General features: G+C 53.4%; 24 protein-coding genes. 1 reads left to right on the plus strand and 23 read right to left on the minus strand.

What is annotated here, in order from left to right; genetic code table 11:
- Positions 1-65 precede the first annotated feature (65 nt).
- The 15 genes from FQ179_RS14400 to FQ179_RS14465 form a co-directional block, all read right to left on the minus strand.
- Entirely contained in the window at positions 66-836 is a 771-nt protein-coding gene (locus FQ179_RS14400) for an IclR family transcriptional regulator (protein ID WP_188074619.1), read from the minus strand.
- Positions 837-1,209: 373 nt separating this feature from the next.
- A complete protein-coding gene (locus FQ179_RS14405; protein ID WP_149398004.1) occupies positions 1,210-2,517 on the minus strand; it encodes a TRAP transporter large permease in 1,308 nt (435 codons plus the stop codon).
- Complete coding sequence (locus FQ179_RS14410; RefSeq protein WP_149398005.1) at positions 2,517-3,047, minus strand: TRAP transporter small permease subunit; 531 nt, start codon at positions 3,045-3,047, stop codon at positions 2,517-2,519. The genes FQ179_RS14405 and FQ179_RS14410 overlap by 1 nt, the downstream gene beginning before the upstream one ends.
- 30 nt (positions 3,048-3,077) lie before the next feature.
- Positions 3,078-4,214, minus strand: coding sequence for a C4-dicarboxylate TRAP transporter substrate-binding protein (locus FQ179_RS14415; RefSeq protein WP_149398006.1), 1,137 nt, complete (start codon positions 4,212-4,214; stop codon positions 3,078-3,080).
- A 116-nt stretch (positions 4,215-4,330) separates the two neighbouring features.
- A complete protein-coding gene (locus FQ179_RS14420; protein WP_149398007.1) occupies positions 4,331-5,425 on the minus strand; it encodes a mandelate racemase/muconate lactonizing enzyme family protein in 1,095 nt (364 codons plus the stop codon).
- Positions 5,426-5,459: 34 nt separating this feature from the next.
- On the minus strand, positions 5,460-6,218 hold the full coding sequence (locus tag FQ179_RS14425; RefSeq protein ID WP_149398008.1) for an ABC transporter ATP-binding protein: 759 nt from the start codon (positions 6,216-6,218) through the stop codon (positions 5,460-5,462).
- Between the two features lies 1 nt (position 6,219).
- Positions 6,220-6,975 carry an ABC transporter ATP-binding protein gene (locus FQ179_RS14430; RefSeq protein ID WP_149398009.1) on the minus strand — a complete coding sequence of 252 codons (756 nt, stop codon included), beginning with the start codon at positions 6,973-6,975 and terminating at the stop codon, positions 6,220-6,222.
- A 3-nt stretch (positions 6,976-6,978) separates the two neighbouring features.
- Positions 6,979-8,052 carry a branched-chain amino acid ABC transporter permease gene (locus tag FQ179_RS14435; RefSeq protein WP_149398010.1) on the minus strand — a complete coding sequence of 358 codons (1,074 nt, stop codon included), beginning with the start codon at positions 8,050-8,052 and terminating at the stop codon, positions 6,979-6,981.
- Entirely contained in the window at positions 8,049-8,909 is an 861-nt protein-coding gene (locus FQ179_RS14440; RefSeq protein ID WP_149398011.1) for a branched-chain amino acid ABC transporter permease, read from the minus strand. Before FQ179_RS14440 ends, FQ179_RS14435 begins: the two co-directional genes overlap by 4 nt.
- 79 nt (positions 8,910-8,988) lie before the next feature.
- Positions 8,989-10,182 carry an ABC transporter substrate-binding protein gene (locus FQ179_RS14445; protein WP_149398012.1) on the minus strand — a complete coding sequence of 398 codons (1,194 nt, stop codon included), beginning with the start codon at positions 10,180-10,182 and terminating at the stop codon, positions 8,989-8,991.
- A gap of 35 nt (positions 10,183-10,217) precedes the next feature.
- On the minus strand, positions 10,218-11,480 hold the full coding sequence (locus FQ179_RS14450; RefSeq protein WP_370459883.1) for a mandelate racemase/muconate lactonizing enzyme family protein: 1,263 nt from the start codon (positions 11,478-11,480) through the stop codon (positions 10,218-10,220).
- Positions 11,481-11,529: 49 nt separating this feature from the next.
- Positions 11,530-12,441, minus strand: coding sequence for an IclR family transcriptional regulator (locus FQ179_RS14455; protein ID WP_149398013.1), 912 nt, complete (start codon positions 12,439-12,441; stop codon positions 11,530-11,532).
- Positions 12,442-12,451: 10 nt separating this feature from the next.
- Positions 12,452-12,580, minus strand: a complete 129-nt coding sequence (locus tag FQ179_RS22750; RefSeq protein WP_255474999.1) for a hypothetical protein — start codon at positions 12,578-12,580, stop codon at positions 12,452-12,454.
- Positions 12,581-12,662: 82 nt separating this feature from the next.
- Positions 12,663-14,111, minus strand: coding sequence for an aldehyde dehydrogenase family protein (locus tag FQ179_RS14460; RefSeq protein WP_149398014.1), 1,449 nt, complete (start codon positions 14,109-14,111; stop codon positions 12,663-12,665).
- A 19-nt stretch (positions 14,112-14,130) separates the two neighbouring features.
- A complete protein-coding gene (locus FQ179_RS14465) occupies positions 14,131-15,825 on the minus strand; it encodes a thiamine pyrophosphate-binding protein (RefSeq protein WP_149398015.1) in 1,695 nt (564 codons plus the stop codon).
- Between the two features lie 338 nt (positions 15,826-16,163).
- On the opposite strand from FQ179_RS14465, the gene FQ179_RS14470 reads away from it, so the two are divergent.
- Complete coding sequence (locus tag FQ179_RS14470) at positions 16,164-16,943, plus strand: SDR family oxidoreductase (RefSeq protein ID WP_149398016.1); 780 nt, start codon at positions 16,164-16,166, stop codon at positions 16,941-16,943.
- Between the two features lie 129 nt (positions 16,944-17,072).
- On the opposite strand, the gene FQ179_RS14475 is transcribed toward FQ179_RS14470, so the two are convergent.
- From FQ179_RS14475 to FQ179_RS14515, 8 genes are all read right to left on the minus strand, one after another.
- Positions 17,073-18,254 (minus strand): alpha-hydroxy acid oxidase, encoded by a 1,182-nt coding sequence (locus FQ179_RS14475; protein ID WP_149398017.1) that lies wholly within the window; start codon positions 18,252-18,254, stop codon positions 17,073-17,075.
- 292 nt (positions 18,255-18,546) lie between these two features.
- Complete coding sequence (locus FQ179_RS14485) at positions 18,547-19,533, minus strand: quinone oxidoreductase (protein ID WP_149398018.1); 987 nt, start codon at positions 19,531-19,533, stop codon at positions 18,547-18,549.
- 17 nt (positions 19,534-19,550) lie between these two features.
- Positions 19,551-20,333 (minus strand): class II aldolase/adducin family protein, encoded by a 783-nt coding sequence (locus FQ179_RS14490; protein ID WP_149398019.1) that lies wholly within the window; start codon positions 20,331-20,333, stop codon positions 19,551-19,553.
- A gap of 41 nt (positions 20,334-20,374) precedes the next feature.
- The gene (locus FQ179_RS14495; RefSeq protein ID WP_149398020.1) at positions 20,375-22,051 is read right to left on the minus strand and encodes a thiamine pyrophosphate-binding protein; all 1,677 of its coding nucleotides are present in this window, start codon (positions 22,049-22,051) and stop codon (positions 20,375-20,377) included.
- 16 nt (positions 22,052-22,067) lie between these two features.
- Positions 22,068-23,246: an alpha-hydroxy acid oxidase gene (locus FQ179_RS14500; protein WP_149398021.1), complete on the minus strand. Its 1,179-nt coding sequence runs from the start codon at positions 23,244-23,246 to the stop codon at positions 22,068-22,070.
- Between the two features lie 8 nt (positions 23,247-23,254).
- Positions 23,255-23,767, minus strand: a complete 513-nt coding sequence (dctP, locus tag FQ179_RS14505) for a TRAP transporter substrate-binding protein DctP (protein WP_255475027.1) — start codon at positions 23,765-23,767, stop codon at positions 23,255-23,257.
- Positions 23,768-23,769: 2 nt separating this feature from the next.
- The gene (locus tag FQ179_RS14510) at positions 23,770-24,294 is read right to left on the minus strand and encodes a hypothetical protein (RefSeq protein ID WP_149398023.1); all 525 of its coding nucleotides are present in this window, start codon (positions 24,292-24,294) and stop codon (positions 23,770-23,772) included.
- Between the two features lie 63 nt (positions 24,295-24,357).
- A complete protein-coding gene (locus tag FQ179_RS14515) occupies positions 24,358-25,644 on the minus strand; it encodes a TRAP transporter large permease (protein ID WP_149398024.1) in 1,287 nt (428 codons plus the stop codon).

Consider the following 25,644-nt stretch of genomic DNA (forward strand, 5'->3'; position numbering starts at 1 on the left):
TTTACGTACATAAACAGGGCGAAATCGAGCACTTCGATCCGCTCTGTTTATTTATTTGGCTGTTCTTATTGGCCTTGCTTCAGCATCATCTTAATGCGGTGCTGCTCCTGTATCAAAGCGGCAGCGAGCTCGGCTTCACGGTCGGCAATTCTTTCCCTTAATGCCGTTACGCTAATAGCCGCAATGACATTTCCGTGTAAATCGTAGATCGGGCAAGCAATGCCACCCAGCTTCTCTATCACGACATCAAGTAGCATGACATAGCCCTTCTGGCGGGCCAGCTGAATTTGCTCCACGATGACCTCGCGCGTCAATCGAGGATAAGACTCGGCAGCACGGCTCAACGTAATTTCTATGATGGCATCATGCTCTGAGGTAGGCGCCCATGCCAGCAGTGCCATGCTGCCTGCACCAATGGCGAGCGGACGACGGGTTCCGATTTCCATCATGCGACTACTGATAGGATAATCTCCGGTCATTCTGTCAACGCAAATTGCCTCTGTACCCGAGCGAACCGAAAGCAAAGCAACATCACCAGAAAGATCAGCCATACGCAACAGACTGGGGCGAACCAGCTCCCGTAGATTGGGAAGCCGTGAATTCACCGCCATGGCTGTGACCTCGGGACCAAAGGTGTATCTGGGCGGGTTCCCAGAGCGCTGTATGAAATCGTTTTTAGAAAGTGCGTCCAGAATACGTAAGGCCGTAACGCGATTTAAGCCAGTGGCATGGGAAATCTCGTTAAGACGCAACGGGGCGCGCTCGGACAGCAAGCTGAAAATCGCACAGACCTTGTCAATTGCATTACCTTGAGCCAGTTTCATGGCTTTTGACATGGAGGCCGGTTTCTTTGTGACCATAAATTGTTATCAATGCAGTGAAAGTCGTACCCAGCAGACGTTACGGGTCAAGTAAATGACTCGAGCCTTAAGGCATTGCAGAGCTTCTGTTCGCGCCAAGTTTAGTAAGCGCCAGTCTATTCAATGCTGCATACGCTCACGTCATCGGAAGAGGTTAATAACAAACTTGAAGTGAGTTGTCTGTGTGATTAACCCACGGCTACTTGGTCGCTGCATGTTAGCACTCTCATCCCTGAGCGACAAAAAACCGTTTACGTCACTTTATGCTTATATTATGCGATCATGGACGCTCGACTAATCCATCTTGCAACGAGAAAACACAGCGTGGCATTCCGCTGATAAAGACCGCTTACTTCACATAGTGCGGCAAAAATAATGTCAGATCAGGAACGAGAATCAAGATTAGCAACAAAAACAGGTCTGCAACAATAAACCAGGTTACTCCGGCAAAAACTTGGGCCAGCGTGACCTTGTTACCCAAAATTTCCTTAATCACGAATACATTTAGCCCGACTGGCGGCGTAATTAGCCCAATTTCAAGAAACTTCACGAGCAGAATACCAAACCATATCAGGTTAAGGTGTTGGGCTTCCATGATTGGCAGCACGATAGGCAGTGTCAGCAGCATGCACCCAAGCGGGTCCAAAAACATGCCAAGAAAAAGGTAAAGCACGGAGATGATAAGCATGAGCACAATTGGCCCGACATCCATGCCAGTGATCAACTCAGACAGAAAGCTCGGCACCCCTGTCATGGACAAGAACCTTGTCAGCAAGGCCGCACCTATAGCAATAAAGAAAATAGACGCTGTGCCTCGGATGGTTTCGACGACGGCTTGGCGCACCACGCTAAGGGTCAACGCACGCTTGAGCAATGCGATAAGAAATGCCAGAGCAGCACCGACCGCACCCGCCTCGGTCGGAGTAAAAACGCCAGAAAACAAGCCACCAAAAACGCCAACGACCAAAAGCAAAAACGGCCATACATCGAGCAGGGCACCAAACCGCGAGGACCAGGACGGCTTTTGAGCAAGGCCTGGCGCCAGGCTGGGTGTGATTTTGACGCGAACAAAAATGACAATGGAGTAAAAAAGTGCCGTTAATATGCCTGGCACCACACCTGCGATAAATAACTGGCCAATCGAAACTTCCGCAAAAACCCCATACACAATCATAATAATACTGGGCGGAATCATCGATCCTATTGTTCCTGCTGCGGCAACGATGCCAGCCGCGAATCCGGGCGCGTATCCCATGCGCATCATTTCAGGGACCGCGATCCGGCCCATAGCCGCTGCAGCGGCTAAGCTGGAGCCGGTAACGGCAGCAAAGCCGGCCGCACCAGAAACCGATGCAATGCCCAGGCCTCCCGGAAGACGCCCCATCCACAGCTGTGCGGTCCGAAATAGGCTTTCTGTAATTTTAGAGTAATAGGCCACATACCCCATCAAAAGAAACATAGGGATAGAACTGAGCGTCCAGTGAGCAGTAAACTCGTAGGGAATCTGGGCCAAGGTGCCCCAGGCTGCCCTGGAACCAGCCAGTAGCCAAATACCACCAAACGCTACGCCACCCAGCGCTACACCAACGGGTATACGCAGCATCAAAAGCAGAACGACGACACCCAGCCCCGTCAGGCCTAATGTTATTTCATCCATCAATCATTTCCTTCGAGATGCGCCAGTTCATCAGGCACTTCGTCGGTTTCAACCATGCCGGTACGGATGCTGTCTATGCCTTTAAATACCAGCACAATGGCCAAGAAGGCAAACCCCGCCACAGGAAGGAATCGCGAGGGCCATGTAGGTACAACAATAATGCTGCCGGCATAAGAGCCAACACGAAGAGCGGAGAGGGCCGGTTTCCACGCGGCAAAGGCTCCACAGGCGCAATAGACGGCAGCAAGCAGCAAAGCCGCTGGATAAACAACCCGGCGAATCCGATGCACCATGTGCGCGTACACAATCTCCACGTGCACCAGACTGCTGCCAGGCCGTTCCAATGCCGCTAGCGGCAAAAATGCGACCGCTGTCATGTAGTAGTAGCTAACCATTTCCATGGTCAAAGGAACGGGATAGTTAAAAATGTATTTGGATACCACGTCGATGCTTACATGCAGCATCATCAAAATCAGGCCAACAGCACCGACGAACAATAGGATCCGGTCCAGCAATCGGAAAATTTTCATATGAACTCCGGGCTGATCACACAGGCCAAGTTACATACCATAGGTCGCTGGGTCGACCTTGGCATAGATTTCGTCTTGCATCGCCTTCACCAGGGCGGCCTGATCACCATGCGATTTATCGACGAGGCCTTCCCACTTTACGAGTAAAGAACGGTATTGCGTAATCCATTTGTCTGCGTCGTCGATTTTCAGACGATCCTTGGCAATGGAGGAAACTTGTTTCAGATCTCGCTCAACAAATTCATTCTTTTGTTTGACAATGGACTCGCTGGGTTCAACGATTTCGACGCCATGCTCTTTTGCATTTGCAAGCGCAGTATCGTCGCTTTTCATATACCCAAACGTCACACCCATGGCTCCGACTGCCGAGCCATCAAGCAGGATTTTCCGTTGTTCGGTGGTCAGGTCGCTCCAGAAACCCTGATTCATCGTAAATAGTGACATCGCGGCATAGGTACCCAGAGGCAGCATGACGTCATACTTGGCAACGTCCCAAAGACTGTATGACTGCAGCGCCGATGGCGAAAACACCGCAACATCGACACCGCCCCGATCCAGAGCCTCGAACATCTCCGCAGCCGACACGTTAACGGATGTTCCACCTATATCCGCCGTCCAGCGATCCCAAACAGTGCCGGCAGATCGGTATTTTTTGCCCTTCAAGTCTTCTGGGCTGTTCAGTGCCACCTTGGAAATCAAGGTATAGGGCGTTGTAGAGTAGGAAGATGTAAACACCAACCCTTTGTCGGTAAACTCTTTGCGGCAAGGCTCACAATCGAGCATGACGAACTCTGTGACCGCAGCGGCAACGGCTGGCGGATTACTGGACAGCATCGCCAAATTGGAAATAAGCTGAAAATAGGGGAACTCGGCTGGAAAATAGGTTAGCGCTAGGACACCGATGTCGGCGATACCGTTCTCGATACCAGGCAGCGTATCTTTCGCACCCAGCAACGCGCCGCCTGCCCAAAACTTGAAGTCAATTTCGCCCTTGGACGTCTTTGTCACATAATCCATAAATGGCTCATACCCACCCGTGACCCCAGGATGCTTAGGCGGATGCCAGCTACTTGCTCGGATAGTCGTCTTTGAAATAGCCGAGCCCGCAACTCCCATTGCCAATACGCCGACAATAAGAACATGGGTAAATCTAGAACTTAGCTTCATGATGTTGTCTCCTAATGAATATCATTGTTGTTCTATGCAGAATGGTGCGAATAAGCGACTGCTTCGAAGCCCGACACTATTTCTGCGAGGGGCAAGACCGTACAGGTATCGCCCGACTAAACCCGGTAGCGCTCAATAACCTCTGGATCCGGATCACAGCCCAGACCTGGTCCCAACGGAATCGCTATCGAGCCATCACTGCCCACCGTTCCGACCGCACCAAAAAGCGGTCTGTCCAGATCGACACCAAATATTTCTATCCCCCCGATGTTAGGGAAAGCGGCAGCAAGATGCAGAGTGGCCAGCAAGCCGGGCCCGAAATAAGGCGAGTGAGGTGCCAGCTTGCGTTCATGTCTGGCCGCAGCTTGGGCAACCAGAGAAAACTCGCTGATGCCTCCCATTTTCGTAACGCTAGGTTGAAAATAATCCACCACGCCTTCATCAAGCAGAGGAAAAAACGACCAAGCATTAGCCAAATTCTCTCCGAGCGCCAGCGGAATGTCGACTGCGTTTCGGAGTCGTGCCAGCCCGGTCATGTCTTCTGGCGGCCAAACTGGCTCCTCGAGCCACTTCAACTTGTAAGGCAGCAACTGATTCGCCATACGTATGGCCTCTTCAGCGGACCACTCACAGTTCACGTCCAGTGTCAGACCGATCTCATCTCCTATTGTTTTGCGAGCAGCAGCAACGGCCTCGACCGTAATCTCGTGCAGCTTGATACTTTGATATCCTTGCCGAATAGCACGTTCACATGCCCGACTGACGATATCCGGTTGTTGCAGGCGCATAAAGCTTTTATAGGCCGGAACCGATGAACGCGGCTCCTGCGCGAGCAGACCCGCAACAGGCTTGCCAGCGCGCTTGCCCGCTAAATCCCACAATGCAATGTCCAGACCGCTCAATGCATACTGCACCGGCCCGCTGCGTCCGAATAAATGCAGAGACTTTTTGAGACCGGCCATTAATGTTGCGAAGTCGGTGGCATCCTTGCCCAGAGCCATGGGCTTGACCACGGTCTCCATCGCGGCAATGCTCGCCGCGATGGCGTTATAGCCAAACGCCTCCCCCCATCCGACCAAGCCATCTTCCGTCTCTACCCGGATTAACAGATAAGACAGCTTTGACCAGACGGTTCCACCAAACCCGGTCAGGGGCCCTTCGTGCTGATAAGGGATAGAAACTTGAATAGTTTCGATAGCAGTTATTTTCATGAATAGTCTTCCAGAACACGTCTTAAAACTCGTTTCATGCAGCGGCCTCGCGAGCCCCTCCCAAATAAATTCGGCGGATCAACTCGCTATTTTTTATTTCCTCTGCGGTCCCCTCCCCACCAATAGTGCCGGCTTCGACCAGATAGCAGTAATCGGCAACCTGAAGCGCTTCTTTGACCAGTTGCTCTACCAACAAAATAGCGACCCCCCGATCAGTCAGATCTTTCGCTACGGCAAGAATGCGATGCACTACCAGCGGTGCAAGTCCGCCTGAAGGCTCGTCCAGAATTAATAACTTGGGATCGCCGATAATGCCCTGGGCAACTGCCAGAATTTGCTGCTGTCCGCCACTCAGGCGCGAAGCAAGTTGTTGTCGCCTTTCACCTATTTCGGGAAACAACTCGTACACGCTTTCCAAGCGGCTTCGGTCACCATGAGGATTTTTGGCGTACGTTCCTAACAGCAGGTTGTCTTCTACAGTTAGGCTGGTGAACACGCGATGTCCCTCAAGTACACTCACCAATCCCTGTTGAGCAATGGAGCGCGTATTTGTCCGGGTAATATCCTGACCGGCAAAGATCACCTTGCCTGCCTTCTTTGGGATGAGGCCTGCGGCAGCATGCAGCATGGTGCTTTTCCCTGCACCGTTACGGCCCAACAGCACGACAAACTCGCCTTCGTGCACCCGGAAGTCCACGCCATGGACGACTTCGGCTTTATCGTAGGCAACATGCAAGCCGGAAACCTCCAACAAGACGGGAGAAGAAGAATGGACTCGTTGACTCGAAGACACTTTACGCTCCCAGATATACGCGAATCACCTCAGGATCATTTCTGACTTCCTCTGGTGTGCCGCTTGCAATGCATTTGCCAAGATTAAGTGTGGTAACTTGATCGCTAATGCGAAAAACAAAGTCGGTATGATGCTCCACGATCAGCACACCCAACCCAGCTTCACGCATTGCCATCACGATATCCGCCAATTGTTCTATTTCGTGGCCAGTAAGCCCACCTGCGGGCTCATCAAGAAGAATGAAGCGGGGCAACATGCACAAGCCTCTGGCAATTTCGAGGAAACGCTGCTCGGCATGATCCAGCTTACCCGCTGAGGTATTAATGATGTGACCAAGCCCAACACCATGCAGAATTTCTTGCGCTCGACTCCGCATTTCGCGTTCCTCTGCGCGTGTGGCGCCCAGCGCGAACGCGGTTTGTAGAAATCCTGCCCGAGTATCTTTCCAGCCACCAAGCATGGCATTATCCACCGCGCTCAGGCTGTCCAATAATCTGGGCTTTTGGAATGTCCTGGCTATCCCCAGGCTCGCACGCGCCTGCACAGGCAGCCCGTGTAAAGGCGTGCCGTCTATCTTTATGGTGCCACTGTCGATCGCGTAATAGCCGGACAAGAGATTGAGCAGCGTGGTTTTACCACTGCCATTAGGGCCAATGAGCCCATGAATTTGCCCCTCTTTTAATGCAAGCGATACACCGTCGACGGCATGTACACCCCCGAAACGCTTCTCCACTGACTGAATTTGTATACCTGGCATGGGTTAGTCTCCCCCGCGAGCACGAACCAACGATTGCATCGCCGAACCCTCGTCTGGTGTCACCGGTTTTTGAGCCTGCTTATCTTTTCTGATCGCCGCGATTAACCTGGGCAGATCGGGACTGACCACCTGCTTCTCTCGACGCTCAGGCCAGAACTTTTCACGGATCATTGAGACGACACTTCCTACGCCCTCAGGAATGAGCAACACAACGATTAACAGCAAGGTTCCGTAGAAGAACTGCCCCCACTGAGCCAGTGCCCCCACCAACTCAGGTAACGCCGCCAGAATAATCGTGCCGATGAAAGGGCCCCACATCGACCCCCGGCCGCCGATGACAATACATACAAAAAAGAACAGGCTGAGTTCAAAGACGAATGTTTCTGGAGTAATGTAGCTTTGCAGCGTTGCGAACAACGCCCCTGCCAACCCAGCAGCCACCCCGCTGAACGTGAAAATACTAAGCTTTATTGTAAAGATAGGCACGCCGACAGCAGCGGCAGCAACATGGCTGTCTCGAACCGAAATCAACGCCCTCCCCCACATGAATCGCACTAGATTCCACGACAGCCAACTGATCAGCGCGGCAAAGCCAAGCACCAACCAATAAAGCCCCGAAGGGGTGTCAAATGGCGCAGGGAACGAAGGCACAGGCAAGCCGGCCCCGCCGCCTGTCAGCCCATCCTGGGCAAGCGAGAACTCCATAGCCATCATGGCAAAGGCAATGGTTGCCATGGCGAAATAAAACCCGGGCAGTCGCAACGACGGAAGCCCCAGAAAAAACCCGCATACCCCACCGAGCAAGGCTGAGCACGCGGTGGCGAGCCACGGGTCAATGTCATAATGCCCTGTAAGTATGGCATAGCAGTATGCACCGATCGACAACAGAGCGACGTGTCCAATAGACAAGATACCCGCATAGCCAACTGCTAGATTCAAGCCGCAAATCAATACCCAGTATGTACCGATCAGCGTGGCAATATGAAGGTGGTAAGGATTGGCAACCCAGAAAGGTAAGGTCAGCAGCACAGCTGCCATTACCATAAACCTTCCATTAGTTTTTGAGAGAATGTTCATACGTGCCTTACCTGTTTACTTCCGAACAAACCTTCTGGTTTGATAAGGAGAAAAGCCATCAACAACCCAACCGCAATTGTTTGTTGATATTCGCCGCCAAAAAAATAAGTGGCAAAGGTAGAAAGCAACCCCAAGGCCAGACCGCCCACAATGGCGCCCAGGTTGCTGCCTAGACCACCCGCAGCCAGCGCGATGAAGCCGTACAGAGTGAGCGTAAGCCCCACAGCAAAATAAGCGAAGGTCAACTGTCCGGCTGCAAACCCGACCAATCCACCCAATAGGCCGGCTATCCCGTATGAAAATGCCCTGATCCGATCCGTTGCGATCCCTCGCGCGCGTGCGGCGAATGGGTCTTCGGCCACAGCAAGAAAGACCTTGCCGAAAAGGGTGTAGCGATAGAAGCAATCGAGCGCCAGCGCGACCAGCACCACCGACCCAATTACCAACCAATACTTTTGATCCCATACCCCCGCTGTGTAGTCTTGCTCCAGCAATCGAGGAAATGCGCGTGGCTCAGTTCCCCACCACAAGCCCACCGCCTGCTGCACGATGGTAGCTAGGGCTAGAGTGCTAAGCAGCCACAGATGCTCCTGCGAGCGAGCCAGGATGCGGCGGATCGCTATGAGCTCCGTGAGAATGCCAAATACAATGGCCACAGCAATAGCGCCCAGCAGACCAACAACTTTGGGAAGACCAAGATCTCCTATCAGAAATGCGCCAGCCACGCTGCTCACCATAAAAATATGACCAGTCGTGATGCTCAAAACTTTTGACGTTGAATACATGACGTTGTACGCGAGCGCGGCGGCAGCGTACAGAGATCCGATAGCAAGCCCAATGACCAAAACACCAAGCATGTGAACTCCTTGCACGGGTGCGTAGACGGACCGCGCTGCTCCGGCTTCTTGAAACGAGCCGGCAACAGGCGGTAATTAACTACGGAGCAATCTGGAAGCTGCCGTCATCAAACGTGTTGGCAAGATTCAGCACCATGGCGTCATCGGGAAATCCATTATGGCTTTCAGGTGACCAGGTATAGGTGGCATATGCACCTTTGAAGTCTTTCGTACCTTCAAGCACCTTCTTGACCTCTTCCGGATCTGTGCTGCCTCCCGTTGCCTTCACGACGTGCTCAATAATCTTGACCGTGTCATAGCCGAGGGCAACCCACCAGAAGGTGAAATTGATTTTTTCGGTACCAAGCGCCGGGCGGATCTCGTCCATCAGCTTTTGCGTGGCTTCCGGAAGCTTCCCGTCCTTATAGGTCGTGCTCACATAGCCAGCAGCAAACGTGTTGTCCCAGTATTGTGGTTTGTTGAGCAGGTCGCGAATGGGCGAGCCCATCAGCGCCGGATGACCGACGATGGGTACATCCCACTGCATATCTCCGCGGGCATTCAGGATACGTGCCAGCAGTCCCGTCGACGCGGACCAGGGCATCAAAACATCAGCCCCTGCCTCTCGAGCCTTCTTTATTTCGTCGTCTACGCTGGTTTTGTTGGGATCAATCAGTACGGAATAAACAGGCTTGATGCCATCTTTTTCTAGAAGCTGCGCCGCGCGCTTGGCCGATGAAGCGCCGTAGCCTGTAGTATCGCCGATTACCGCTATCTTTTTATGGTTGAGCTTTTCAATGGCATAGCGATTGGCCGAACTGATCCACTGTTCATTGGTATTGATTACGCGAAAAGCGTAGGGATACTTCTTGGGATCAGTCAGCTCATCCACCGTGCCGATAATGAGGTTAGGAATTTTGGCGCGTGTGAGAATAGGTACCGTCGCCAACGACTCGCCTGAGTTCACAGGCCCGATGATAAACGCCACTTTCTCACTGAAAGCGAGTTCCTTGGCGAAGTTTACGGCTTTGGTGGGATCTCCTACTGTATCGCGCGTAATTAACTCAAGCTTCCGACCTTCAACCCCGCCCGCTTTGTTGATTTGATCAACTGCAAACTGCACACCCGCATTCTCGGCAATGGCGGCAGATGACAAAGGGCCGGTCAGCGACGAGAGCCAACCAATCTTAATGGGCCCCTCTTCTTTCGCCTGCGCCGTAGCAACACCCAGAACCAGTGCCAGCGTCGCAGCGCCTTGTACGGCTAGCGTAAATTTTCTGAAAAGATGTCTCATCCTGTTCTCCTTGATATGTTTTTTATAATTCACACTCAGGCGCCAAGCTTGGGGCCAGGGATTCGATAACGGTCTATGCGGTTCCAATCAAAGGTAAAGCCAGCTCCTGGACGATCTGGAACCCTGATCATCCCATCGCTCTCAACCACCATTTCTTCGTTAAAAAGACGCGCAAACCAAGGCATATGCTCACACCATGTCGCGTTAGCTGCTGAAGCCACGATGTGCAAACTATGTTCGGTAAATATGTGCGGCGATACAGGTAGGTCCAACGCGGCAAGATATCGCACCGCCTTGAGCATTTCGGTGTACCCACCCATCCTCTGCAAATCGGGCATAAAGACTGACGCCGCCTTGTTCTGCGCCATGCGCTTTATTCCATTGCTCGTATATTCGGTTTCTGCGCTGGCAATGGGCGTATCAAGTTTGCTAACCAGCATCGCCGCAGCGTCATCATCCCAAGTCGGAACGGGCTCCTCAAACCAAGCTAGCCCGAAGCGGCCCAGTTCTCTACCCAGCTTGAGGGCCTGTGCTGCCGTCAAACCCTGATTGGCGTCAGCCATCAGTGTGACCCCTTCTCCGATCGTTGAGCGCACTGCTTCAACCCTGGCAATATCGTCTCGCCAATCAGGCGATCCGAGTCGCATTTTCATGGCCTTAAACCCTTGAGCCACGAAGCCCTGTGCTTCTTCGCACAATTCGTCTTTACTCGATGACAGCCAGAGCCCGCCGCTGGCGTAAACAGGAACGCGTTCGCGATAGGTGCCAAATAGCTGATGCAGAGGACGATTGGCGGCCTTACCGATGATGTCCCAGCAGGCAATATCTATGGGGTTGTACGCCAGTACGGAAACCCCACTCTGACCGTAAAAATTACAGCTACGAATGAAGTCATGCCATAGCGCCTGCACATCATGCGGATTCCGATTTATGACTAGCGACGCCATGGACTCCGTAAATTGTGCGATGGCTGCTAATCGGGCTGGATCGAAACAAAAGCCATAGCCTTCTCCCTTAATTCCAGCGTCTGTCTCAAGTGTGACAAGAAGGCAACACACAGACGATATTTCGTGAATGGAAGTCTTGAGCGTTCGTTCAAGCGGTAGCGCCACCAACGTCGTTTTCAGGGCTGTAATACGTATATCCAAAGACACCACATCTACTCCTCGGTTGAGTAACGGGCGTGCTCTAGCTGATCTAAAGCAACACCATCTGGAATCGTTTAATACCTGCTCTTTGTACTTGTGCCTTTGTCGTCGTCGGATACGCCTCACGTGACCAATCAACAAAAACTTCACTCTATCTTTGCTCGAATTACCGCAATGCCTTCACTTTACGTTGTGCTTGCTATATGTCTTCCTGGCCATCACACATCGCTAAGGCCGGCTCCCGCTTCCGCGCTTTCCCGGACGAAAAAGACAACTCTGCGCCTGCAAATACACTTAGCTCCCTAAGTGCTGACGACTGAAAAGGCATCAGGCGTGCACAGTTGGAAAGCTCCTGCGATACCCGCTCGGTTGACTCGGCATCCAGTTGAGCAGAGTGCCCGGTTACCACTATGCAACCCAACACATTTCCGTCTTCATCCGAATAGTTAGCCGCAACAGCGGTCAGGCCATCGTAGAACTCATCGCGAACAGTAATTACGCCTACTTTCTTGGCCGCTTCGAGGTTTTCAGAAAGCGCTTGCCATGTGCGCAATGTTTGATCGGTGAACGCCTGATACGGTTCAGGGCCCAGCAACTTTCTACTTGTTTCGAGGTCCAGAGATAGCAATAATGACTTGCCGGGCCCTGATGCGTGCAAAGGCCCACTAAGCCACGGCTCGTAGTAAGGGCTTAGGGAACCAGGTGCCTGAATCACATCAAGCACCAGACGTTCACCGCCGAAGAACACCACCAACACAACCGTGCTCGATAATTGGGTAGACAACTGTCTCAACAAGTGTGCTGATTCACGCCGAAACTGCTCAAGTGGATGCCGCAAAGACAAGGGCCTCATCGCCTTAGGCGAGGCCAAATACCGCTTACCGTCGCCAATGCGCAAGACTTGGCGAGCCCCTTCAAGCGCACGCAGAAGACGCAGTGTGGTGCTTTGATCTAGCTCTACACGCCCAGCGATTTCACCCAGAGACATAGGCTGCCTTGCTGACAGCAGCACGTCCATCACAGCCAGCCCACGCAACAACGTTCCAGCCAGCGCCGGGCTGCGCTGCCCGTCCGACATATCGTTGGCATTCTGAACAACATTTTTTTCCATTTTGCTATCTTCAATTCAGTAACGCTTTGATCGATGAACGCCAGGTCTCGCGGCGCGATTCGGTGAAGAACCGCACCCAGAGCAGCCCCGCCGCCGTATAGGTATGCTGTGTCCCCGCGCCCAGCAATGAAATTCTCATGCCTGTCTCCTGATGTCACCAAGAGGAGCCGGTAGCCCCTTACATAAAGTTCGGCCATCACACCTAAATCTTGCTCCCATATTTATCCTGCCGACGTGTAGGAAGTTTTGACAATGGTATAAAATTCGGCGGCATATCGACCCTGCTCACGAGGGCCATAAGAAGAGCTTTTGCGTCCGCCGAACGGAAGGTGAAAATCCAGGCCGCTGGTGGACTGGTTAACCTTAACTATGCCAGCTTGCGAATGGCGCTTAAAATGGGTAGCGCATTTGAGGCTGGTTGTACAGATTCCTGAAGACAAACCAAAATTCGTATCATTCGCTACCACCAGAGCCTCGTCATAATCTCGGACGCGGATAACCGCGGCAACAGGGCCAAAAATTTCCTCACGGGCAATACGCATGGATGACTGAACGCCGGTAAACAGCGTTGGCTGCAAGTAAAAGCCAGGCGTGCTGAGGTCAAGTCTTTCGCCGCCGCTATGCACTACGGCGCCCTCCTGCTTACCCACCTGAATGTATTGCATGTCAATATCCAGTTGACGCTGATCCACAACCGGGCCGATGTCGGTATCTTTCTCTAATGCGTGGCCAATTCTCAGCGTACGCAGACGGCGATCTACCGCCTGAACGAATCGATCGTGAATGCTGTCCATCACAACAAAACGGGAAGACGCAGTACACCGCTGTCCGGCGCTATAAAATGCACCATTTACAGCGCACTCAACAGCCACATCCAGATCGGCGTCATCGAGAATGACCAGTGGGTTCTTGCCCCCCATTTCCAATTGCATGCGCTTCATTGTTGCGCCCGAAACGCACGCTTTAGCAATGCTCCGTCCGGTTGGCACAGAGCCAGTAAATGTCACGGCGTCAATTTCCGGATGCGATGTAAAAACAGCACCAATTTGCCGGCCACTTCCCATGACCAGGTTCAATACGCCTGCAGGCAGACCTGCTCGATGCAGAATCGATACCAGCTCCCATGCGGAGCCCGGAACCAACTCGGCAGGCTTGAAGACGACACAGTTGCCGTAAGCCAGCGCGGCGCCTATCTTCCAGGCAGGGATAGCGATCGGAAAGTTCCAAGGCGTGATCACGCCCACAATGCCCACGGGCTCCCGTGTGACCTCAGCATCGCTGCCTGGGACGAGACCCGCTAAGCGTTCGCCACTTATACGCAATGCTTCGCCGGCCATAAAGGCAATAACCTGAGCCGCACGGCCAACTTCGCCTATTCCTTCAGGTAAAGTCTTACCTTCTTCGCGAGAGAGCAGATGGCCAAGCTCCTCAGCCCGACTCGAAATTTCCTTTGAGGCGCGCATAAGAATATCGTGGCGCATAAGTGGTGTACTGACTGACCACGCTGAAAATGCGGCACGGGCCGCCGTGACCGCCGCTTCAGCCTCGGCAGTAGAAGCCCGCGCATACTCGCCAATAATGTCGCGCGTATCGGACGGGTTCACATTCATATTAAATGATTCACCGTCTACCCATTCGCCATTTATGAGGTTGCCATAACGTTTTGTCATCGCTGTCCCTGCCAGTAAGTTAGCGTCCAGCCGCGATAGCGGCTTCACGCAGGCTCGTAAGCGTGTACGAAGGATTAATTGCCTCCGGATCGATCAAACAATGGATGATAGAAGGCTTGCCAGATGCCCGAGCACGCTCAAAAGCCGGCGCAAACTCTTCGGTTCGTTCAACGCGCTCGCCGTGACCACCAAACGCAGTTGCATAAAGAGCAAAGTCCGGGTTCTTTAACGTCGTGCCACTAATACGCCCGGGGTATTCGCGCTCCTGATGCATACGTATGGTGCCGAACATGGCGTTATCGACAATAATCACGATGATGGGAAGGTCGTACTGAACGGCTGTCGCAAATTCTTGGCCGTGCATCATAAAACAGCCATCGCCGGCAAACGCCACAACCATACGTTCGGGTAAAACTCGCTTCGCGCCCACTGCTGCTGGCACGCCATAGCCCATGGATCCGGAGGTCGGCGCCAGTTGGCTGCCAAACTTCGTAAAATGATGGAAGCGATGAACCCAGGTGGCATAGTTACCGGCACCGTTACAGATAATGGCGTCTTCGGGCAGTACTTTATTTAGATAATCCATCACCTCAGCCATTTGTAGCGACCCTGGCGAATGGATTCCCTTGGTATCGCTCCATGCCTCGTATGCCTCACGCACACGTGCACGATATTCACTTCGTGATTGCGATGGGGGCACATCCAGCTTATCCAGCTCTCTCACGAATAAGGCGGGCGCAGTATTGACGGCCAGATCAGGCTGATAGACCCTGCCAAGCTCGGACGGGTCAGGATGCACATGCACCAGTATTTGGTCACAAACGGGAATATCAAACAGGCTGTAATTCTGGCTAGGTACTTCAGACAGGCGACTGCCAATCAGCAACAGTAGGTCAGACTCCTTTACCAACTCTACAAGCTTGGGGTTGGGGCCAAACCCGAGATCACCGGCAAAGCTTGTGTGATTAACCGGAAAAAGCATCTGTCGGCGCAAGGATACAGTTACCGGAATGTCCCACTTGGCAGCGATGTCTGCAAATTTCGTTACTGATGCTTCCGTCCAGCGCGACCCGCCCAACACGACTAGCGGCTTCTTCGCCCTAACAAGCAATGCCCGCAAGTCATTCATTTGCTCGGCTCCCGGAAAAGACTCGACAGCTTGTGCAGGCCGGGCATCCTTAACCGAAGCAGTATCAACCAACATGTCTTCGGGCAGCGCGATTACTACAGGTCCGGGACGCCCCGATATCGACAAATGAACCGCGCGGGAGACAATTTCTGGAATACGTGCCGCGTCGTCAATTTCTGTAGCCCACTTTGCCAAGGGCTTAAATACGGCGCGGTAATCCAGTTCTTGCAAGGCATCGCGCTCACGTACACGCCGTTCGACCTGCCCCACAAAAACCAGTAACGGCGTTGAGTCGTGATAAGCAATATGCACGCCGGATGCTGCATTGGTAGCACCTGGTGCCCGTGTCACAAAACAGGCGGCAGGCCGTCCGGTCAGCTTGCCGTGCGCCTCGGCCATCATCGCTGCACCACCCTCCTGCCGGCATACCGTGAGCTTGATATCGGTGTCGTGCAAAGCGTCTAACACAGCCAGAAAGCTTTCTCCTGGTACGCAGAAAACATGATCTATGCCATGGATGCGAAGCTGATCAACAAGAATTTGTCCGCCCGTGCGTTGCAGGGGAAGCAAAGATGCATTGTCCATTATTTGGCCCCGTATATTTTTTGGCGCTGACTTGGAACTTACTGCATGAGCATCATCATGGAACACAGCTTCAATTAATGCAAGTAAGTTTTCGCACAATGATATAAATTATTCAGACAGTGCAAAAATATAGCTGCCAGCATCTACAGCGTTGTACACGGCGAACGCCTCTCTGTCTGAATTCCGGCGCAGCGCCGTAAGTAAGCACAGGAATATCGAAACAATATCAATCGACCGAACTTTACTATTGGCCGAAAACGGTGGATCAGCCTATTGTTAGGTTTCGCGCCATACGCCCATGCCAACATCAGGCAATCACGAACATGGAGAATCACACAATGGATCTAGGACTGAACGGGAAATGGGCAGTCGTCTGCGGGGCCAGCAAGGGTCTGGGTTATGCCTGCGCCCATGCACTGGCTCAAGAGGGCGTCAATATCGTGATGGCCGCACGCTCAACGGACGCGCTTGAAAAAAGTGCCGAGCGACTTCGTCAGGAATTCGGTAAAGAAGTCATTACTGTTTCCGCTGACGTAGCGACGGCAGAGGGACGCGCGAGCATACTGGCCGCCGCACCACACATCGACATATTGATCACCAACGCCGGCGGGCCACCTCCCGGTGATTTTCGCTCACTGCAAAAAAGCGACTGGCTGTCCGCGATTGAAGCCAATATGCTCGCTCCCATCGAACTAATTAAGGCTGTCATTGACCCCATGATCGAACGCAGGTTCGGCCGAATCATCAATATCACTTCTGCTGCAGTCAAGTCGCCGGTCGACATGCTGTGCCTATCAAACGGCGCACGAGCGGGGCTGACCGGATTTGTTGCCGGTGTGTCGCGGCAGGTGGCAGAGCACAACGTCACGATCAACAATCTTTTACCCGGAAAATTCAACACCGACAGGCTGCTGTCCAATAACCAGAAGCGGGCGGAAACCGCCGGTGTTACGCTGGAGCAAGAGGCTGCTCGGCAGGCTAGTCTCATCCCTGCAAGACGTTTCGGCACCCCACCTGAGTTTGGCCATGCCTGCGCTTTTTTGTGCAGCGCCTACTCGGGCTATATCACTGGACAAAACTTGCTCATCGACGGCGGTGCATACCAGGGTCTACTGTAGCGTTGCTGCTCGTCGGCTTGCGGGCCAACGAAGGCGTTGGGCTTGAGTCGCTCCATGAGCAACTTCCTCTACTCGGTCTGTCACAATGTTGGCCGCCCACTTTGCCGTATCCGCCAGCAGACACCTGCTTCAGGTGTCTGCGCCGGTCAGGGCGCGAAGCGTAGTAGGATCAAGATAGTCTGCGTCCAGATCCGAGAGATGCGTGCAGCCTAGCAACGCCAGATTTCGGTCGATTTCCTGACTGAGAATATCCAGAACTTTCCCCGCGCCCTCAACACCAGCGACCGAAGCACCATAGAGCACCGGCCGCCCGATAAACACCATGCGCGCACCAAGCGCTATCGCCTTGAGCACATCGGTGCCGCGTCGGAACCCGCCGTCAATCATGACTGGATATGCCTCCGGAACAGCTCTCTTGATTGCCGGCAGTGCATCAAGTGGCGCCATCGCGCCATCGAGTTGACGCCCCCCGTGATTGGACACAATAATGCCGTCCATGCCGCGCTCTACAGCAACCTGTGCATCGGCCGGGTGCAAGATGCCTTTAATTACCAGCTTGCCCGGCCAGCGCTGACGAAGCCAACTCATGTGTTCCCAGGTGAGCAATTCTCGGCCACCACGAAATCCATGGGTGGGCTCTTCAGTAATTCGGGGGCCATGCTCCTCATACAAGTTAAGGAACCGCGGAACCCCTTCATTAATCAAGGTTTTGAAAAACACATTAAACAGCCAGTCAGGGTGACGCACACCATCCAGAAGCAAGCGCAGGCTGGGCCGAAAAGGAATCGTGAACCCGTTGCGCTGGTTGTTCTCCCGGTTGGCGGCCACGGGCGTGTCACTGGTGACGACCAGCACGTTGACATCTGCCTTAAGCAGCCGCTGCACAATGCGCTCCAGTCTGTCGAGATCGCCCGGAAAGTATCCTTGGTACCATGCTCCACCAGGGCCAGCCTGTATGTCTTCCAGTGCCACATTTGATGCGCCGCTCAGCACATAGGGCAGCCCCCTGGATCGTGCAGCTATCGCAAGTGTCATATCGCAATGTCGACGGCAGATCGCCGTGACACCCATAGGAGCAATACCAATGGGTGAAGCATACTCATTTCCCCACAGCCGCACAGACTGCGATCGGTCCGCGACACCAGTCAGTCCACGTGGCCTGAAACCGAGACGATCAAAACACGCACGGTTCCCACTTACACTCAAACCATCCTCTGTACCTCCGCACACATACTCGTATACAGCATGCGGCAGTTTTCGGCGAGCAGCCTTATCAAAGTCTGATAAACAAAGAAAACCGTTGAGACTCAAGGCGTCGCCTCCATTAGATTGCGCTCATCACGCGGAAACAAGCCACGTCTAGTGATTGGGAAATCTTCCCCGAAAAAACTCATATTTCCGAGCTAGCAATAAAATAAAACTCCAGCTGATGCTGTCCAAAACTGCGGGGTAGCATGCGATAACTCGCAGGGGTACGACTCAGTTTGATCGGGGAAGCCACTCCAGCGTATCCGTCACGCTCTACAACCATGTTGCGATCTGCTGTGCCCGACTCTGCACATAACGTTCTGAATTGCCGGTCGCGACTACTTTCTCATCACCATCAATATAGAATCACAACCGACGCCCCCGTGGTTTTGCGCGACTCTAGATCCGAATGCGCTTGTGCAATCTCGTCGAATGCATACCGTTTGGTAATTGAGGCGCGGATCTTCTTTTCGCGGACCAATTGAAATAACTCTTGGGCGGCAGTAGCTAATGCCTCCGGCGTCGAAATATACGTACCAAGGACTGGTCGCGTAAAGTACAGAGAGCCTTTGTCCCCAAGCATGCGGGCATCTATGCCCGTTACTGCTCCAGACGAGCTGCCAAAGTTAATCATGAGCCCGCGGGGCTGCAGACAGTCCAACGAAGTTTCGAACGTAGCCTGTCCTACACCGTCGTAGACGACTTCAAGTTTTTTTCCGTCGGTAAGCTCCAGCACACGCTCGGCCACGTTCTCAGTCGTGTAATTGATGATTTCCCAAGCGCCATTTTCCTTGGCTATGCGAGCCTTCTCCGGACTCGACGTCGTGCCTATCAGCTTGACCCCCAGAGCACGGGCCCACTGGCAGGCGATCAGGCCCACGCCACCGGCCGCAGCATGAAACAGAATAGTCTCGCCCTCTGTCAGTCTATAGGTCTGTCGAAACAGATACTGGACAGTCAGGCCTTTTAGCATGAGCGCGGCGGCTTCATCAAAACCAACGTCATCAGGCAGTCGAACCAACTGACGTGCCGGCACGTTGCGAACTTCAGCATAGGCGCCTATAGGGCTTTGTGCGTAAGCCACCCTATCACCGGGCTTGAAGCCATCAACACCCGCTCCTACGCTCTCTACGATACCCGCCCCCTCAAAACCCAAAGGGTGTGGCAGCGGCCGCTTATACAGACCGGTACGCCAGTAAATATCTGTGAAGTTGATACCGATGGCGCGCTGCTGGATCCGGACTTCACCCGCTGAGGGAGAAGGCACGTCAACGTGCACGGTTTCGAGTACCTCAGGACCACCATGCGCACTTATTTGCACAATTCTGGAGCGAACTGTCATGATTTTTTTCCTTGCCATCAATTGCTGTAACCAGGGTTTTTTCGATCCAGATAGCGCAACATCGCAGGCCACTCCATCAGCCCAAAAGGTCGGCGCGTAGTTGGCTGATACAAATGATGCGTCTTGTTTATGACCGCTTCGGGGGGCATGATGAGGCGTGCGCCTGAAGCCATGGCGTCAACTTGTGCCCGACAGGCCATTTCGAGCCAGTAAATCGTATTGAAGGCTTCGGCAATGCTTGGCGATGCCACGAGCAGGCCATGACTGCGAAGAATCATGACATCCTGCGTTCCCAGATTGGCAACCAGACGCTCGCGCTCATCTACGTCGATAGCCGGGCCTTCATAATCATGATAGGCGATGTCTTTAAACCGCATGGCGGTCTGGGTGATAGGCAGCAGGCCTACCTCCATGGCTGAAACCGCCATGCCAGCGCGCGAGTGCGTGTGAATCACGCAACCTACGTCGTGACGAGCACCATGGACAGCACTATGGATCACATAACCCGCCACATTGATGCCATGGTCGTCATGCGGATTGTCCAAAATATTGCCGGCCAGATCGATCTTGACAAGACTGGACGCGGTGATTTCGTCGTACATAAAACCATAAGGGTTTATCAACAACTCGTCGTCAGTGCCCGGAATGCGAGCAGTGATGTGGTTGTAGACCAGATCAGACATGCCATAGAGAGGCATCAGGCGATAGCACGCGGCGAGGTTGACGCGCGTTTCCCATTCTGTCTGGCTATATTTTGAACTATTGTTCTGGCTACTGTGTTCGGACGGATTTGCACTCATGATCAATTCCTTGAAATATTATCAATTTAATCAACAAGAACTTAAGGCTGATTATCGAAGCCATCAGCCACCATGACTTCGACCAGGTTCGGCTCGCCACTTGCAATAGCGCTACGCAAAACACTGGCAAGCTCACGTGGATCAGTCACACATTGCGCTGTCATTCCCAGACCGCGTGCGACCGACACGAAATCGATGGGCGGGTCTTTCAAATCCATGGCCACAAAACGATCTGTATGGCGGCTCGCCAGGAGCCGTTCCTTGATGATCCGGTAGCTGCGATTATTGATGATCACATAGGTGATAGGGCGCTTAAGGTGAGCTGCAGTCCACAACGATTGAATACTATACATGGCGCTGCCATCGCCTATCGTTGCCACGATGGGGCGCTCGGGTTGTGCAAGACTGGCTCCTATTGCCCCCGCCATGCCGAACCCCAAACCTCCACTCGATAAACCATAAAAGCTGTTTGGATCCCGCATCGGCAGAAAATCCATCAGTGCAGGCGTTGAAGTAAGCGCTTCTTCAACCACAACGGCGTTCTCGGGCAAGGCATCAACGATGCTCATCATGAGGAAGCTTGGATCAATAGGTGTGTCGCCAGCCCGTGCAAACGCCGCATGACGGGCGGCGTCGCGTCGTGCTGACCAATTGCGAGCACTCAACGCCGCAGTGCGCTCACGCGCGGCAACTGCTTGCGCCTCACCCTGACGAGAGCGCAACACAGGCAACAAGGCATCGAGTGTTTCCTTCACGTCAGCACGCAATGCCATCTCGGTCGAATAATTCTTGCCGAGCTCCCAGTCTCTTTCACTGATGTGCACTACCGGCATGCCCTCTGGCAGAGGTTCGACTGGGCTGGAAGGCGACATGCGCAAAAGGTCGCCACCCAAACAGAGTAGCAAGTCATGTTGCAACAAAGTCTCGCGCACGCGCTTTTGGTTCCGCGTAAGATCGCCCATGCAATTGGGATGTTCAGATGGAAAACGCGCGTTATAGCCTATGGGCTCTTGGTAAACCGCCGCGCCCAACAATTCTGCTAATTCAGCCGCCTGGCGGAAGCTGTTTCGGTGCGCGAGTTCGCGTCCTGCAATAAGCACAGGGTTATCAGCGCCAAGCAAGCGATCTGCCAGCTCGACTATTGCGGCATCTGATGGCCTCACTCTTGCATCTACGCGGGTTGGCGTTCCCAGATCAAGCTCGATTTCATCGTCCAGAATGTTGCCGGGCAAGCTGATAAAGACAGGCCCCATCGGTGGCGTCATGGCAATCTTGGCTGCGCGATGCATAATGCGCGGCAGGTCTTGAATGCGCGTGACCTCTGTTGCCCATTTGACCAGGGGCTGCGCAATTGGAACTAACGGCTCATACAAAAGAGGCTCCTGCAGGCCATAGCCGACCTCGTACTGTCCAGCAGTGACTATCACCGGGGAGCCCGAAAACTTGGCACTGTAAAGCGCACCCATGGCATGTCCAAGGCCAGGCGCACAGTGCAGGTTCACAGCCACCAGCTGATTCGATGCGCGCGCATAGCCATCCGCCATGCCAAGTACCACAGATTCTTGCAGGCCCAATACATAATTAAGCTGAGGAAACTCAGGTACGGCTTCCATGATTGCCAGTTCCGTCGTACCCGGATTGCCGAAAAGATGCGTAACGCCTTCGTCAAGCAATAACTGCAGGAAGGCCCGACGGCCACTAATCTTTTGAATTGACATGGGATAGGCTCTCAAATTAAGACGGGGCATCGTGTTCGAACCCGATGCGGGGTGCCAGAACATCGGCAGTTATGTCATCCACCGACGATACTCCGCACAAGCGCATAGTGCGAACCAGCTCGTCGGACAAAATCTCGAGCGCGCGATGAGCGCCCTTCTCGCCTCCGGCTGCGACGCCATACAAGGCAGGCCGTCCGATCAGAACGCCTTCAGCGCCCAAAGCGCGCGCTTTGATAATATCTGCACCTCGGCGCACACCACTATCCAGCAGCACCGAAACACGCCCAGCCACAGCGCTAACAATTGCAGGCAACGCGTCGAGCGACGCTAACGCCCCATCCAACTGCCGACCACCGTGATTGGAAACCACCAATCCATCGCAGCCAATCGCGGCCACACGCTGCGCATCAGTAGCCCGCAATATGCCTTTAATGATAAGTTTGCGCGGCCAACGATCACGAATGCTCTGAATGAAGTCCCAACTGAATGCGTCGTCATAATTCTTGCCCACAGACGAGGCAATTCCTGAAACACTTTTCGTATCCGGAACGAAATCGATCAGGTTCTCAAGCACCGGCATGCCGTGACGTAGCATGCGCAGCCCCCAACGCGGACTACGCGCAAAATCCAAGACATTACGCGGCGTGTAGCGAAATGGCAGATCAAAATCATTGCGGAAATCGCGTTCTCGCTTTCCGCCCACCGGCATATCGACCGTAATGATGAGCGCCTCATAATCGGCAGCCCGGGCACGCTCAATAAGCGTGTTCAGAAACGCTTTATCACGAAACACATAGGCCTGAAACCATAAGCGGCCCGGTGCTTCGCGCGCGATCGCTTCGATAGACGCCGTAGATGACGTCGACAGCGAGAACGGGATGCCAAAAGCAGCAGCAGCCTTGGCAATTGCAATATCACCACGCGGCCAGCCGAAGCCGATGGCCCCTGTGGGCGCAATCGCCATCGGCAGATCTGAGGGACAGCCCAGTAGCGCAGTCGACGCATCGATGGTCGACACGTCGACTGGCGACTTCGGCAAAAACTTCAGACGATCAAAGGCCAGTCGATTGTCACGCAAGGTGCTTTCGTCTTCGGCGCCTCCGTCGAAGAAATCGAAAACGGCACGAGGAAGACGTCGCCGGGCAAGCCGGCGAAGATCTTCGATGCTGTACGAGCGCGAAATCTCATCAGCCATGAAGGGCTTTACTTGACTGCAGACACTGCTTTACGCATTGCGGCCAGTGTTTCGCTACCCGGCTTGCCACGCTCATCGAGCGCCTTGGCCCAGTACTGCGACGATTTCTCGAACGCCTCGTCCACAACCTTGTTGCCGGCATCATCAAACCGTATTGGTTTCATGCCCTGCTCTTCCATTCTTACGATCGCCTTTTTTTCTGCCTCATCAAAACCTACACAGCTGGTGGTAGAAATTTTCTTACCGACATCCAGTAAAATTTTCTGTGTTTCGGCATCAAGCTTGTTCCAGGCAGCCTTGCTGATCGAATAGGTCAAAACCACACCCGCAAAGTGTTTCTTCACCGTGCCGCTCTTGATCAGCTCTGTCAAACCGTAGTCAAAAGCGCTCTGAGCGGGGAAAATCGCTCCGTCAATCGTGCCACGCGACATACTTTCATAGGTCTCGGGCGCGGAGACACTCACGGGAATCATGCCCAGCTCTTTAACCGTGAAGGCCATAGCGCCCCCTGAAGAGCGCATCTTTAGACCTTGAAGGTCTTGCACTGTTTTAATCTCTTTCCCATTGGACACATAGACATGGTGACGCGTAATGAGCGACAACAAAGGAATGACACCATTAGGATCCCACTCGTGTTCCTGCAGGAACCCACCGTCATGTTCCAGAAGGCTTTGAACCCTTGACAAGAATCATCTGAGAAGGCGCCCGGCAGCTCGAAAGTCGACGATAAAGGCATCTTGTCAAGAATATACGACGGCCCTATATAACCAATATCAGCCATTCCCGTCTGCGTAAGCTTGAGCATGTCCTTGGCCTTACCCAACTGCTGACCAGGGAAATACTGAAACTTGATCTTGCCATTGGTCTCTTTTTCTACTTGCTCCATGAACGGCTGCGTCACTAGCTTATAAATATAGCTGCCATTAGGTAAGCTGTCGGCAATGCGTAAAGTGGTAACAGAATCAGCAGCGTATGCAGTGGCGCCGACTGAGCCTAAAAGCAGTGCAGCCATTGCGCTGCAAAGAGGACGAGTGGTAAAGCGTTTCATGTTTGACTCCTCATTGTGGCCGTAAACGGCTCTGTTTGTAGTAAGCAAGTTTCTACAGAACCCTCATTTCATCATCGAGGGCAACCAGAGAATTATTTGGGGGAAGGCCAACATCAAGCCGATGGCTATAAAGTGGGCAAACACATGGGGCCAGATTCCGGCGAACACTTCCGACACTGGGCGTTTCGCGTAAAAAGCAACCACAAAACAATTCAGACCCATAGGTGGTGTGATCAGTCCAACTTCTGCCGTAACGATAACGATCACACCGAACCAGATCGGATCGAAACCCAGTGCAACGACCAGCGGCAGCACAATCGGCACAGTGAGCACCAGAATCGCGAGCTGATCCATAAATGCGCCCAGAATCACATACACGAGCAGGATTGCGACCATCACCACCCAAGGTGATGCATCCATGGCACCGACCCATTGCACCAGATTTTGTGTGACCATGGTCAGCGTAAAGAAATAACCAAAGATGTGGGCACCCAACAAAATCATTGCAATCATGCAAGTGCCCTGAGCTGCCCGCTTAGCCGCATCCATAACCTCTGCGGGCCTCGCCTTGCCTCGCAGAATGGCGATCAGTAGTGCCCCAAAGGCACCAAGAGCCGAAGCTTCAGTGGGTGTGGCAACACCCGTATAGATCACCCCGGTCACCATCATCATGAGGACAATCATGGGACCAATTACGCGAAGCAACGAGATTTTATCTCTAAGAGACACTCGCGGGCTGACTGGAGCCGCCGCCGGGTTACGTACAGCCAACACGTATACCGTGGCGATGATCGTGATCGTAATGAGAATGCCTGGGATAATACCCGCGATCAGCAGTTTGCCGATATTGGCCTCGGCCAGTAGTCCGTAAATAATCAACACGATACTGGGCGGAATCAACATCGCGAGCGTACCTGAGATCGCTACCACACCCGATGCCATCTTGGGCTCGTAACCATGGCGCAGCATGGCCGGAAGACTGGTTGCCGAGAGCGTTGCCGCCGAGGCCGTGCTCGTGCCGCAAATAGCACCAAAGCCCGCGCCAGCCATAGCAGTGGCCATGCCAAGGCCGCCTCGTATATGGCCCACCCAAGCGGCTGCCGCCCGGAACAGATCGTCAGCGATACCGCTCTTGAGAACTAACTCGGCCATGAGCAAAAACATGGGAATAGTAATCAGCTCATAGGTGCTCACAGTAGAGAGTGGCGTGGTTTGCAGCACGCCCAACACCATATCCCAATTGCCTACAATGAACAGACCAATTGTCCCAGCGACTCCCATCGCAAACCCAACAGGAACCCCCAGCGCGAGTAAACCGAACAGCAGCACTATTATTAAAAATGCGGTCAT

The organism is Pusillimonas sp. ANT_WB101 (genome assembly GCF_008369125.1).
Lineage (GTDB): Bacteria > Pseudomonadota > Gammaproteobacteria > Burkholderiales > Burkholderiaceae_B > Allopusillimonas.